The organism is Kocuria aegyptia (genome assembly GCF_039530085.1).
Classification (GTDB): Bacteria; Actinomycetota; Actinomycetes; order Actinomycetales; family Micrococcaceae; genus Kocuria; species Kocuria aegyptia.
Window position 1 is genome coordinate 36,687 of the sequence record NZ_BAAAOA010000015.1, and the last position, 12,934, is coordinate 49,620.

General features: G+C 71.9%; 11 protein-coding genes. 9 read left to right on the plus strand and 2 right to left on the minus strand.

What is annotated here, in order from left to right:
* Positions 1-96 precede the first annotated feature (96 nt).
* Positions 97-2,589, minus strand: a complete 2,493-nt coding sequence (leuS, locus tag ABD220_RS06550; RefSeq protein WP_344120899.1) for a leucine--tRNA ligase — start codon at positions 2,587-2,589, stop codon at positions 97-99.
* A gap of 222 nt (positions 2,590-2,811) precedes the next feature.
* Here leuS and ABD220_RS06555 point away from each other — a divergent pair, with 222 nt between their 5' ends.
* The 9 genes from ABD220_RS06555 (at position 2,812) to ABD220_RS06595 (ending at position 11,489) form a co-directional block, all read left to right on the plus strand.
* Positions 2,812-3,945, plus strand: coding sequence for an alpha/beta fold hydrolase (locus tag ABD220_RS06555; protein ID WP_344120901.1), 1,134 nt, complete (start codon positions 2,812-2,814; stop codon positions 3,943-3,945).
* Entirely contained in the window at positions 3,942-5,063 is a 1,122-nt protein-coding gene (locus tag ABD220_RS06560) for a glycosyltransferase family 4 protein (RefSeq protein WP_344120903.1), read from the plus strand. The genes ABD220_RS06555 and ABD220_RS06560 overlap by 4 nt, the downstream gene beginning before the upstream one ends.
* Positions 5,064-5,545: 482 nt before the next feature.
* Positions 5,546-6,109 carry a dihydrofolate reductase family protein gene (locus ABD220_RS06565; protein WP_344120905.1) on the plus strand — a complete coding sequence of 188 codons (564 nt, stop codon included), beginning with the start codon at positions 5,546-5,548 and terminating at the stop codon, positions 6,107-6,109.
* Positions 6,110-6,319: 210 nt separating this feature from the next.
* Complete coding sequence (locus tag ABD220_RS06570) at positions 6,320-7,456, plus strand: hypothetical protein (RefSeq protein WP_344120907.1); 1,137 nt, start codon at positions 6,320-6,322, stop codon at positions 7,454-7,456.
* A 618-nt stretch (positions 7,457-8,074) separates the two neighbouring features.
* A complete protein-coding gene (locus ABD220_RS06575; RefSeq protein WP_344120909.1) occupies positions 8,075-8,506 on the plus strand; it encodes a hypothetical protein in 432 nt (143 codons plus the stop codon).
* An 11-nt stretch (positions 8,507-8,517) separates the two neighbouring features.
* Positions 8,518-9,786, plus strand: coding sequence for a serine hydrolase domain-containing protein (locus tag ABD220_RS06580; RefSeq protein WP_344120911.1), 1,269 nt, complete (start codon positions 8,518-8,520; stop codon positions 9,784-9,786).
* Positions 9,783-10,310, plus strand: coding sequence for an anthrone oxygenase family protein (locus ABD220_RS06585; protein ID WP_344120913.1), 528 nt, complete (start codon positions 9,783-9,785; stop codon positions 10,308-10,310). The genes ABD220_RS06580 and ABD220_RS06585 overlap by 4 nt, the downstream gene beginning before the upstream one ends.
* Positions 10,311-10,666: 356 nt before the next feature.
* The gene (locus ABD220_RS06590; protein WP_344120915.1) at positions 10,667-11,008 is read left to right on the plus strand and encodes a CPBP family glutamic-type intramembrane protease; all 342 of its coding nucleotides are present in this window, start codon (positions 10,667-10,669) and stop codon (positions 11,006-11,008) included.
* A 208-nt stretch (positions 11,009-11,216) separates the two neighbouring features.
* A complete protein-coding gene (locus tag ABD220_RS06595; protein WP_344120916.1) occupies positions 11,217-11,489 on the plus strand; it encodes a hypothetical protein in 273 nt (90 codons plus the stop codon).
* A gap of 587 nt (positions 11,490-12,076) precedes the next feature.
* On the opposite strand, the gene ABD220_RS06600 is transcribed toward ABD220_RS06595, so the two are convergent.
* Complete coding sequence (locus ABD220_RS06600; protein WP_344120918.1) at positions 12,077-12,820, minus strand: alpha/beta fold hydrolase; 744 nt, start codon at positions 12,818-12,820, stop codon at positions 12,077-12,079.
* Positions 12,821-12,934: the final 114 nt, after the last annotated feature.

A 12,934-nucleotide genomic window follows, 5' to 3' on the forward strand; every position in this document is an offset into this window, starting at 1 on the left:
GTGCAAGACCCGGTGCGGGACTCGGTGCACGCCGCCGCGGGGCGGGATCCCCCAGCCGCGGGGCGGCGGAGTGCCCCCCGCGGCGGGAGCGCCTGCTCAGGCCACGATGTTGACGAGCTTGGGCGCGCGCACGATCACCTTGCGGATCTCGGCGTCGCCCAGCTGGCGGCGGATCGTCTCCGAGCCCAGAGCCAGTTCGCGCAGGTCGTCCTCGCCGATGTCGGCGGGCACCTCGAGCCGGTCCCGGACCTTGCCCTTGATCTGCACCACGGCGGTGACGGTGTCGTCCACCAGCAGCTGCGGGTCGACCTCGGGCCAGCCGGCCACGACGACGGAGCCCTCGTGGCCCAGCGCGTGCCACATGTCCTCGGCCGTGTACGGGGCGACCAGCGACAGCAGGACCGCGACGGCCTCGACGGCCTCGCGCACGGCGGGGTCGGCGGGCCCGCAGCCGGAGTCGATGGCCTTGCGGATCACGTTGACCAGCTCCATGGTCTTGGCGATCACCACGTTGAACTTCGCGGCGTCGAGCAGCTGGGCGGCGTCGTCGACGGCGCGGTGGGCGGCCCGCCGCACGGAGACGTCGCCCGCGGCCGGGTCGGTCCCCGGGGCACAGGCCACGTCCTGGGCCAGGCGCCAGGCTCGGGCCAGGAACTTCTGGGAGCCCTGCGGGGAGACGTCGGCCCAGTCCACGTCGTCCTCCGGCGGGGAGGCGAAGACCATGGTCAGGCGCACGGCGTCGACGCCGAACCGGTCGAGCTGCTCGCCCAGGTCCACGCCGTTGCCCAGGGACTTGGACATCGCCCGGCCCCCGTTGAGCACCTGGCCCTGGTTCAGCAGCGCCTTGAACGGCTCGGTGAAGTCCACCAGCCCCAGGTCGAAAAGCACCTTGGTGAAGAACCGCGAGTAGAGCAGGTGCAGGATCGCGTGCTCCACGCCGCCCACGTACTGGTCCACGGGCAGCCACTTGCGGGTCTCCTCGAGGTCGAACGCGGCGTTCTCGTCGTTCGGGGAGGCGAAGCGCAGGTAGTACCAGGAGGAGTCCACGAAGGTGTCCATGGTGTCGGTGTCGCGCTGGGCGGGGCCGCCGCACGCGGGGCACGCGACGTTGACCCAGTCCTCGGCCGCCGCCAGCGGGGACCGGCCCTTGGGCGCCAGCTGCTCGCCGCGCAGGTCGTCGGGCAGCCGCACCGGGAGCTGCTCCTCGGGCACCGGCACCTCGCCGCACGCGGGGCAGTGCACGATCGGGATGGGCGCGCCCCAGAAGCGCTGGCGCGACAGCAGCCAGTCGCGCAGCCGGAAGTTGACCTGGCGGTTGCCCGTCCCGGCGGCCTCGACCAGACCGATGGCGCGCTCGATGGCCTCGGTCTTCTCCAGCCCGGACAGCTCGCCGGAGTTGATCAGGGTGCCCTCGCCCGTGGTCGCGGTCCCGGTCGCGGCGGGGTCCTCCTCCCCGGTGTCCAGCACCGCGCGCACGGGCAGCCCGAAGGTCCGGGCGAAGTCGAGGTCGCGCTGGTCGTGGGCGGGCACGGCCATGATCGCGCCGGTGCCGTAGTCGGCCAGCACGTAGTCCGCGGCCCACACGGGCAGCTTCTCGCCGTTGAGCGGGTTGACGGCGTGCCGGCCCAGGAACACCCCGGTCTTCTGCCGGTCGGTGGCCTGGCGCTCGATGTCGGACAGCGCCTTGACCTGCTCGCGGTAGGCGGCCAGCTCCTCGGCGTGCTCCGGGGCGACGATCTCCCCGGCCAGCTCCGCGTCCGCGGCGACCACGAAGAACGTGGCGCCGTAGAGGGTGTCGGGGCGGGTCGTGAACACGGTGACCTCGCGGTCCGTCCCGCCCTCGCCGGCGCCCTCGATGGCGAAGCGCACGTGGGCGCCCTCGGAGCGCCCGATCCAGTTGCGCTGCATGGCCAGCACCCGCTCGGGCCAGTGCCCCTCGAGGGCGGACATGTCCTCGAGCAGCCGGTCGGCGTAGTCGGTGATCTTGAAGTACCACTGGTTCAGGGCCTTCTTCGTCACCGGGGTGTGGCAGCGCTCGCACGCCCCGTTGACGACCTGCTCGTTGGCGAGCACCGTCTGGTCCTTCGGGCACCAGTTGACCGGCGAGTTCTTCCGGTACGCCAGGCCCTTGCGGTGGAACTGCAGGAACAGCCACTGCGTCCACCGGTAGTACTCGGGATCGGAGGTGTGGATCTCCCGCGACCAGTCCGCGCTGATCGCGTAGCGCTGGAAGGAGGCCTTCTGCGTCGCGATGTTGGCGTAGGTCCACTCCGCCGGGTGGGCGTCGCGCTTGATCGCCGCGTTCTCCGCCGGCAGCCCGAAGGAGTCCCAGCCGATCGGGTGCAGCACGTCGTAGCCGCGCTGGCGCCAGTACCGGGCCACCACGTCGCCCATCGCGAAGGCCTCCGCGTGCCCCATGTGCAGGTCCCCCGAGGGGTACGGGAACATGTCCAGGACGTAGCGGCGCTCCCGCGAGCCGTCGTCGACGGGCGCGTAGACCTGCTGCTCGGCCCAGAACGACGGCCACGCCGCCTCGATGGCGCGGAAGTCGTACCCGGTGGTCTCGGTCGTGTGCTGCTGTTCGGTCACGGTCCTCGCCTTCGCGGTGGTGGACCGGGCGCCTGCCCAGGAACGGGCGGCGCGCGGTCGCGTGGGCGGCACCCGGGCATCACGGATGCCCGGCGGTGCGCCGACGGTGGTGGAATCCGTCCCATCCTAGCCCAGGGCCGCCCGGCGTCCCGGCCCGCAGGCGCTAGCATCGACAGCGGGCCGGGGCGCACCGGGTGCCTGCCGGGCCCGCAGGGAGGAACCATGGCGGCAGCGGCCGGCGCACCGGGCGGCGGCGGGCCCACCGGCACCGGGCACGACGCCGGCGTGCCCGCCGGCGCGCTGGAGAACCCCTGGGCCGAGCGGCGCAGCATGGTCCTGGACGGGCACAAGGTCCGCTACTGGTTCTACGACGTCGACCGGGCCCCCAAGCCCCTGCTCGTGCTCGTCCACGGCTTCCGCGGCGACCACCACGGCCTGCAGCTGATCGCCGACCGGCTGCGCGAGCGCTACCACGTCGTGGTCCCCGACCTGCCCGGCTTCGGCCGCTCCGAGCCCTTCCCCGACCGGCCCCACGACATCGCCGGGTACGCGGACTTCCTGCGCGACTTCGTCACGGCCCGCACGGGCGGCGCGGTGCACGACGGCGCCGAGCACGGGGTCGCCGTCCTGGGCCACTCCTTCGGCTCCGTGGTGGCCGCGCACTTCGCCGCCGCCCACCCGGCCATGGTCGAGCGGCTGGTGCTCGTCAATCCCATCTGCGAACCGGCCCTGGAGGGCGCGCAGGCGCTGCTGAGCCGCCTGACGGTGGGCTACTACCGGCTGGGCCGGGTCCTGCCCCGGCGGCTGGGCCACCGGCTGCTCTCCAGCTGGCTCGTCACGGACGCGATGAGCGGGGTGCTGACCACGTCCCAGGATCCGCGGGTCCGCGGCTACGTCCGCCACCAGCACCGGGCGTACTTCTCGGCCTTCGCGAACCGCGACGTGCTCCTGGAGGCCTACGAGGCCTCGATCTCGCACACCGTCGCGGAGGTCGCGATGCAGCTGACCATGCCGACCCTGCTGGTCGTGGGCGCGCAGGACCAGCTGGGCTCGGTCGCGGCGCAGCGGACCATGGCCTCCTGGATCCCCCGCCACCGCCTCGAGGTCCTCGACGGCGTGGGTCACCTCATCCACTACGAGTGCCCCGGGCGCACCGCCGAGCTGGTCCACGACTTCCTCTCCTCCCCCGCCCCCGGGCCGGCTCCCGGCCCGGCTGCCGGGCCGGGCGGCGAGCCGCCCGCGCTGCACGCGCAGGCGCCCCCCGCCGACGCCCCCGCCGACACCGCCCCGTTCACCGGGCTGCAGCGCATCGTGCGCCGCGCACGCCGTGGCCCACGACGAGGACACCGCCGGTGAGGCTGCTCCTGGACGCCCGCTACACCCGCCTCGACCGCCACGACGGGATCAGCCGCTACGGGGCGAGCCTGGCCGGGGCCGTGGCCGGTCTCGCCGGCCGGACCCCGGGGCTGGACGTGGCCGTGCTCGTCAGCGACCTGCGCCAGCTCGCCCTGCTGCCGGACCTCCCCCACGTCACCGGCCCCTCCCCGGTGTCGGCCGCCGAGGCCGCCACCGCGCTGGTGCTCAACCGGTACGCCCCGGACGTCGTGTTCTCGCCCATGCAGACCATAGGCTCCGCGGGCCGCCGGCACGGGCTGATCCTCACCCTGCACGACCTCATCTACTACGACCACCCCCAGCCGCCCGCGGACCTGCCCGCCCCCGTGCGCGCGGGCTGGCGGCTCTACCACCGGGCCTGGTGGCCCCAGCGGGTCCTGCTGGACCGCGCCGACGCCGTGGTGACCGTCTCGGACACCACCCGCGAGCTCATCGCCGCCCACCGGCTCACCCGCCGGCCCGTGCACGTGGTGCCCAACGCCCCCCAGCCCGGCTCCGTGCTGCCCACCGCGGAGGCACTGCAACGGCTGCCCCGGCGCGGCAGGAAGCTGCTCTACATGGGCTCCTTCCTGCCGTACAAGAACGTGGAGACCCTGCTGCGCGCGGCGGGGCGGCTGCCGGAGCACGAGCTGCACCTGCTCTCCCGGATCTCCCCCGCCCGCCGCGCCCAGCTGGAGGCCCTGGTGCCGGAGGGGGCACGGGTCGTCTTCCACGACGGGGTGGACGAGGCCGAGTACACCGCCCTGCTGGCCGAGGCGGCCGTCCTGGTGCACGCCTCCCGGGCCGAGGGCTACGGGCTGCCGCTCGTGGAGGCGCTCGCGGCCGGTACCCCGGTGGTGTGCAGCGACCTGCCGATCTTCCGGGAGGTCGCCGGGGCCGCCGCCGCCTACGCCGCGCCCGACGACGACGCCGGGTTCGCCGCCGCCGTGCGCGCCCTCGAGGACCCGGCCCGGGCCCGCGCCCAGGTGCTGGCCGGGCTGGACCGGGCCCGGTCCTACTCGTGGGAGGCCTCGGCGCAGGAGCTGCTGGCGGTCGCCCGCGGGGTGCACGAGCGCCGCGCCGGCCGCGGCTCCGCCTGATCCCGCCCCGCGGGTCCGGAAGCGAACGCAAGGACGAAGTGGCTTGTCGTGTGCGCCACTGCATCGCCAGGCCTCCTTGGAGGTCTGGTGTTCCGACGACTCCGTGACCCCTGATCCAGGATGCCCCTGCGGCAAATTGTCGCCTGGACGTGGCGGGTACTGGGTTCCGGCCCCTTGGAGTCCGCGCCAGTTGGTTCCAGGACGGGCTCGGCATGACTCACCGCCACATGCCGTGTCCACAGATCGCCCGGCGAGGCAAAGGTCGAGGAACAGCGGCCAGGCGCCGGACTGTCCGCCTGATCGTCTCGGATACCGATGACGGTGTCCGCGGATCCGCCATATGTACCGTGCAGAGCGTCTAGTTGCCTTGTCGTCCCGCGAGGGTCCGCGGGGCAGCCGCAAAGCGTGCGACGCCGGCAGGGGAACCTCGATTGCGCTCCTCCTCTTGTGCCCGAGGATCTCAGGCGGGTTGAGTGGGGGTCATGGGGAAAGTGATCTACTCCGTCGCCTCCTCCTTGGACGGCTACAACGCCGACGACCAGGGCGACTTCTCCTGGGCGGTGCCCGACGAAGCCGTCGTCGCCGCCCTGACCGCGGACCTGGCTTCGGTGAGCACTTACCTCTACGGGCGGCGCATGTACGAGACCATGGCCGTGTGGGAGACCGATCCGGCCGCCGCGACATGGTCTCCGGAGTCGGCGCACTTCGCGGACACCTGGAAGCGCGCCGAGAAGGTGGTCTTCTCTTCAACCCTCCACCAGACCTGGACCGAGCGCACCCGAACCGAGCGGGATCTCACCGCCGAGACTGTCGCGCGCGCGAAGTCCGAAGCGTCCGGTGACCTCACGATCGAGGGACCGACCCTGGCCAAAACGGCTCTGCAGCTGGGGGTGGTCGATGTGATCGAGCTCCTGCTGTGCCCGGTCACCATCGGAGGCGGCACCGCGGTCTTCCCGGACGGGCTCTCACTGGACCTGCGTCTTGTGCGCGAGCGACGCTTCGACAACGGCATGGTCCAGATCACCTACGAACTCGCGCGCCGCTAGCTCACCGGACGCAGACGAAGCGCACAAGCCCACCACTATTGCAACGCCGCACTCTGGCCTTCCACCACCGGGCACGGACACCTGGCACCCGGGCGTGATGCCCTTGGCGCTGCCACGGGAGCCGGCCGTGGCCACCAGGGGCGTTGACAGGGCACGGCGGGAAGCTCACCGTGATGGTGATCGGGCATGTGCACCGATGGAAGGACGGCCATGGCGGCTGCGAAGCAGAATCCGATGGGCTCGGCCGGTCCGGGCGAGGCGTTGTTGACCGCGATGGTCAGCGCGTCCTGGGACCGGCCGGTGCGCATCGCGTCCTGGGAGGTGGAGAAGGTGGACTACCCGTTCGCCTCACCGGCCACCGCGGGGCTGTTCCGGGTCCGGGGCACCACTGGGGAGAACCAGCCGTGGTCGCTGTTCGCCAAGGTCCTCCAGCACCCCCGGCACTGGGCGGGCATCGACCAGGTGCCGGCGGAGTTGCGGGAGGACTTCGAGGCGGCCTTCCCCTGGCGCGGTGAACTCGTGGCGTGGGAGCCGGCTTTCGTGGCCGCTCTGCCACCGGGGCTGCGGGTGCCGTTCCTGCACCGGGTGGTGGACCTGGGCGCGGACCGGCTGGTGCTGTGGATGGAGGACGTGGACATCGACCCCGGCCCCTGGGATCCCCCGCGCTTCGCCCGGGCAGGGCATCTACTCGGGGGACTGGCCGCGCGCCGCTGCGATTGCCGGGCACTGGCAGCATCCGGGGTGCCCGCCGGTCTGGGGTTGCGCCGCTACGTCAAGGGCCGGGTGCTGCCCATGCTCCAGGTGCTCCAGCGCGACGAGTTCTGGGCGCACCCTCTGGTCGCGGCCGTCGTCGATGCGCGGCTGCGTCGGGATCTGGCCGAACTGGCCGGTCGGCTGCCCGCGGTCCTGGACCGCCTGGATCGGTGCCCGCAGTCCCTGCCCCACGGTGATGCCAGCCCGCAGAACCTCCTGCCGGTCAGGAACGAGCCGGGCACCCTGGTGGTCATCGACACCGCCTTCCAGTGCCCGCAGGCCATCGGCTTCGACCTCGGCCAGCTGCTGATCGGGCTCGTGCACGCCGGGGAGCTGTCTGCTGCCTCCCTGGAGTCCGACGATGCGCAGATCATGGCCGCCTTCGCCCGGGGACTGGCCGAGGGAGGTGTCGACGTCCCGGCCGCCGAGGTGGTCTACGGTCATCACGGGAGCCTGCTGGCCCGGGCCGGCTTCACCGCCTTCCCCCTGGAACACCTCGGTGATCCGCCCACTCCCACCCTGGAGGAGCTCTTCGCCCAGCGCGCCGCACTGACCCGCTACATCGCCGACTCCGCTCTGGCCCTGCAGCCCTGACCCGCACCCGTTGCCGCCCCAGCAGTGAACCCCTTGCGCAACGTGGCAGGTCGCCCTGGTCCTGCACAGCTGTTAGCGCTGCCGACTCCCGGGACCCAGCCGGTGGTGCCGGCATCGGTTCGGCGCCTACTCGTCGGTTAGGGAAATGTGGGCCGGACACGGTGGAGATCCGTGGCGCGCTGAGGGAACGCTTTCTACCGTCGAGACAGGCCCCTGCCTGGGACCGATGATGTCGCCCGCGTTGAAGGGTGCCGCCATGGACCACAGGATGTCCGTGCTCGTCCCGGCCGATCGTGGTGCTCACCGGGTGCGCCTGGTGAGCACCGGATGTCTGAGCGAGGCCAACCGGTTCGCCCGGTGGCCCCTGCCCCGGCGGGCGCGGACGTCGGGACCCTCGGCGACGATCGGCACCGGCCGCACCGCTTCCGAGCACGTGGCAACGATCGCGGTCCAGCTGTTGCCCTGGACCCACGATCATCAGCACGACCGATTCCGGGACGGCGTCGGCCCGGCAAAGATCCTCGCCGGCGCCCAGTGGTCGGATCATCCACCCGCCCCCACCGGCCGGTCCGGACATGCGGGGACCGGGCTCCAGCGTCCGGGGTGAAAGAGGCCACCATGAGCACAGAAGATGTCCGGCAGTACCGCTCTGCGCGCAGCCTGGGGGGACTGCCCTTGATTCACGTGGCGCTGGGCGGCCGCGGCGCGCACGGCCGGTACCGGCTGGGGCGGGCCCGGGGGGTGATCGCCATCGGCGACATCTCCGTGGGCGTGGTGGCCGTCGGGGGTGTGGCCGGCGGGCCGGTCGCGATCGGCGCGTTGGCCGTAGGCCTGCTCGCCGTCGGTGCCGTGGCGGTTGGGCTGCTGGCGGTGGGCGGGGTCGCGGTGGGGGTGCTGGCCATCGGTGCCGTGGCCGTCGGGGTCGCCGTCATCGGAGCCCTGTCCCTGGGCGGGACCCAGGCCGGGGTCTTCGTCCTGGGACGACACACCCTGGCCACGGAATCGGACGGCAAGGCCCCGGCGGCACCCGCCCCTGAGACGCGGCGGTAGGCGGGCCGGTGATGGCGTCGGTGTCGGGCGCGCTCTTGGCGGTGGTTCTGCTCGCCGGTGCGGGGTGGTGCGCGTGGGTCACCGCGCGCTCCGTGCGTCGGCACCGCGGCACAGTGGTCGCGGCCGTCGTGGCCGTCGTCATCCTCGCCGGGACGGGGCTCCTCGCGGTGCAGGTGTGGGCCCGGGCGATGCTGGAGAGCTCCACGGTGGCCCGGTCGGTGGTGTGGCTGGAGGCCGACACCGAGGACTGGCGCCGCCTCCCGGCCCGGCACCTCCAGGCCGCGGCCTCGCCGCTGCCACTGACGCCCGTGGCCCTGCCCCCGGAGGCCCTGCAGACGGTCCCCGTGGCCGAGGGCGGACCTGTCATCCCCTTGGCCCAGCTGCTGGCAGAGACGAACACCACCGCCTTTCTCGTCCTGCGCGGGGAGGAGATCCTGATGGAGACCTACCCCGACGGCTCCTCCCGCGAGACGGTCCGGACCTCGTTCTCGGTGGCGAAGTCTCACCTGTCCACCCTGCTCGGGACCGCCGTCGAGCGCGGTGAGATCGGCAGTCTCGAGGACCCGGTCACCGACTGCGTCCCCGAGCTGCTGGATCAGGACCCCGCGTTCGCCCGGGTTGCCCTGGGCCATCTGCTGACCATGTCCTCCGGCATCGGTAACGAGGAGACCGGCACCTCCTGGGGCGACGACGCCCGCACCTACTACGCCCCGGACCTGCGGGCGACCGCACTCCCGGCGATGGTGGTGGAGCCTCCCGGACGCCGGTGGCACTACAACAACTACGACCCGCTGCTGATCGGCCTGGTGCTCGAGCGGGCCACCGGCCAACCCGTGGCCGACTACCTGGAGCAAGTACTGTGGCAGCCGATGGGCGCCCAGTACGGGGCCTCCTGGAGCCTGGACAGCACCGCCGGCGGCTTCGAGAAGAAGGGGAGCGGTCTCAACGCCACCGCCACCGACTACCCCCGCTTCGGTCACCTCTTCGCCCACGAGGGCCGCACCGCCGGACGGCAGGTCGTGCCCACCGACTGGGTCCAGGAAGCCACCGCTGCCGGCACCGCCGCGGACCCGGCCGCCCACTACCAGTACTGGTGGTGGGTCGACACCACCCGCCAGCACCGCTACTACGCCCGGGGCAACTTCGGCCAGTACATCTACGCCGACCCCGATACGGACGTGGTCGTGGTCCGGCTCGGCGAGGACACCGGCGGGGCGGACTGGCCGGCAATCCTGCGCGATGTCGCCGACCAGGCCCAACGCCTCCCCCGGCAGGGATGAGCGTGGTGCTGGCGATCGCCCGGTTACTCCACCTGCTGCTGGTGGCGGTGCTGGCCGGGCTGCTGGTGGGGGTCGCACTGGTGGAGCTCGCGCTGCTGGAAGTGGGGCCCTCGGTCTACACCGCCGTCCAGAAACCCAAGCACCAGGTCTTCGCCCCGATCATGCCCGTGCTCAACACCCTGGTCATCGCCGCGGGCCTGCTGGTGCTGCTCCTGATGACCCGCGCCCCGCGCACCCTGGCACCAGGTGCTCTGGCCTTCACCGCGGCAGGGTTGGCGTGCACCATCGCGCTGACGGTCACCACCGTGCTGGTCAACGTCCCGATCAACGCGGAGATCATCAGCTCCTGGTCGGTGGAGCACCCGCCGGCGGACTGGGCCCAGGTGCGGGACCGGTGGAACCTCTTCCACGCCGTGCGCACCGTGCTGGCGCTGCTGGCGGTGGGCTGCCTGCTGGTGGCCATGCTGCCCGCCCCGCACGGGCGGACCGGCACCGCAGGTGGGCGCGCCCGGGGTGGTGCATGAGACCGTGACGATCTCTCCCCTGTCCTGCGGGAGGCACCGACCATGACCGTCTTCCCCCGTTCGCACCCCGCACCGCGCCCGTCTGGTGCTCGTGGCCGTCGGACTGACTCTGTGGTGGTTGCTGGTCCTGCACCGGGCCGCCGCCCTGGTGCCGCCGGCCACGGTCGCCTGGGTGAGCGACCTGCGGGCGGCCGCAGTCAACCTCATCGCCGCGTGCGTGCCTGCGACCGTGATCCTCCGGTGGCCGTGGTGGACGCGGGCGGGCCTGGGCGCCCCGCCCGAACCGCTCCTGGTGGGCGCTGCTGCCGCTGCTGGTGGTGTCGGCCGGCTACGCCGCCGGTGGGATCAGCGGGTCGGTGGCCACCTTGGCTTCCGGCGCGGTGCCGTTCCTGCTCCTGGGCATCAACGAGGAGATGATGTTCCGCGGGCTCGTCCAAGGAGTCCTCGACCCGTTCCCCCTGGGGTCCCGGTGCGTGCTGGTCGGGCTGGTCCTCGGCGCCCAGCACACCGCCAATCTGCTCTTCGGCCACACCCTGTACGACACCGGCGCCCAGGTGCTCTCGGCCACCGGCTCCGGGTTCGCCTACGCCGCCGCTCGCGCCCGCATCGGAACGATCTGGCCGCTGGCCCTGCTGCACGGGCCGGGCAACTTCTCCGACACCCACGCCACGGTCCCGTTCACCCCAGCCTGCACCTGACCTATCCGGTCCTCGAGCTGGTCTACGGGACCTGGCTGATCCACCGGACCCGCCCACCCGGCCCGTGGCAAGAACTCGGCGACCACGACCTCGGCAGCGCCGCGACCGGTGCGGAGGCCCCCCACGAGCCGATCGAACCGCAGCCGTGGCTCGCGGGATCGGCGTCGCTCTTCCTACAATTTTGGATGCGCACCCACGAGGAGGAGAAGTGATCCTCATCATCGCCGAGGTCGCCGACTTCGATCAGTTCCTGAAGACGTTCTCCACCAAAGGTGTCAAAAAGCGGGAGGAGCACGGTTGCAAGGGCTCCTGGGTCTTCCGCGATCCCGATGACCCCAACCGCGTGTGGGCAGTCTTCGATTGGCAGCTTGAGGACTACGACAAGTTCCTGGCCGACCCCGAGATCCCGGCCATCGCCGCGGAGCTCGGAGTCCGAGGGGCGCCCCTGATGGCTGCCCCTGTCGCCCGGTTCGACTCCTGACAGCACCGCGCCGCAGAAGTCGTGAGCGAAGGGAAGGGGCGGCAGTGAAGGTACCAGTGGCCAGAGTTTTCTCGACCCGGGACGAGGAGGGAGCGGTCCAGTACGAGGAACAGGCGATGTTCATCAGCCCGGCCGTGGAAAAAGCGACGACCGCCCGCTGAGTGCCTGCACCGCCTCACTCAGCCGCGGGGAGCGAGCCGATCTGCCAGCGCCCTACGACGAGGTATGGGTGGTGTTGCGCGGCCGCATCCGGGTCGGCGAGGGCAGCCATGTGATCGAGGCAGGCGCCGGGGACTACGTCCATGTCCCCCAGAACACTCCTGGTGAGTTGTTCGCAGTGGAGAAGACGACGATGGTGTGTGTAGCCGCACCAGCCCACTGATCGGTCCACCGTCATGGAACGGCTCCCGCGGCGGAGAACCAGGGCAGCAGGGGACGCATCGGTTGCCAACCAGCGCAGACGCGGCCACTCGTCCCGGCCCCGCCCGCAAGAATCCGGGGAACCCCTGTTGCAACGTTGGTCGCAACGCGTACTGGTGCCGGCCGGCAGCGTGCGGAGCGTCGCTGGTGCTGCGTGCGGCTGGTGATCACCGGTGTCCTCTGCGACGTCGTATCGGGGCGAACGTCGCCGGCTTGTCGGCGGCGTGGAAGTCGGTGATCAGCTGAGCGCACAGGCCAGGCTTCTCGACCAGCACCCCGTGAGAGGCGTGCGGGACCACGGCCAGCTCCGCGTGCGGCAAGGCCCGGTACATGGCCACCACATGCTCGAGGCGGACCTCGTCGTCGTCACCGGCGAGCACCAGCACAGGCACCTGCAGCCTCGCCAGATCAGTGTCCGCGAAGGCTGGCTCCACCGCGTGCATCTGCTGCAGCTTCTCCACCACCTGCCCGTAGTGCTCACGCCCGTCGGGTGAAACCTCCGCGTAGGCATCGACCATGAACTCCGGGACCTCCGCCGCACCTTCGAGGACTCCCGGCTCCCAGCCGTTGTGGTGGTAGACCCCGGAGGCGAAGACCAGATCGCGGATCAGATCAGGACGCTTCATCGCCACGTGCAGGGCGATGACAGCCCCGTCGCTGTAGCCCAGCAGATGCACCGGCACCGGTGTCTCCTGCTCGAGGAAGGTGATCGTGTCCTGGGCCATCGCCGCATAGGACAGTGGTCCGCCCCAGTCCCGGGTGTGGCCGTGGGCGCGCTGCTCGGGGGTGATTGTTCGATACCGGTCGGCCAGTTCCTCCACCAGCGGCCCCAACGCTCGAGAATCCGTGCCGCCGGGGTGGAGCAGCACGAAGGTCTCCCCCACCCCGGCGGCACTGAACCACATTGGCATGGCTCGACCCGCTGTCTCATCGCTCATGGAGCCCAGTATCGCCAGCCCCCAGGCCGGCCCACCAGCCTTACAGCATGGCGGCGGTGGGTCTTCGGTGCGGCTCGCCACCAAGCC